Source organism: Rhodococcus sp. IEGM 1351, from assembly GCF_030056875.1.
Taxonomy (GTDB): Bacteria; Actinomycetota; Actinomycetes; order Mycobacteriales; family Mycobacteriaceae; genus Rhodococcus_F; species Rhodococcus_F opacus.
The window spans coordinates 1-241 of record NZ_JASHKU010000152.1; the positions used below are offsets into that span (position 1 = coordinate 1).

General features: G+C 81.3%; 1 pseudogene. It reads right to left on the bottom strand.

Annotated features, from left to right (window positions below):
• A pseudogene (locus QM806_RS41140) lies at positions 1 to 241 on the bottom strand (hypothetical protein); the annotation flags it as partial.

Here is a 241-nt window from a genome sequence, read left to right on the forward strand (position 1 = left end):
GCAGAGGAGGACGGCCAGCCCCGCGGCGTGCCCGCGGGTGGCGCCCCAGGCCGGGCGCCGGGGAGGCGGGGCGAGCGGGGTGGGGCGGGCGCGGGGGGGGCTGGCTGCGCCGGCGCGGGGCCCGGGTGGGTCGGGGATCCGGGGGGCGGGTGGGAGGGGGTGGGGGTGGGGTTTGGGTTCGATGTCGGTGACGGGCTGGTCGCGGAGCGGTCGGGGTTCGGTGGTTCGTTGCTGCGTGCTG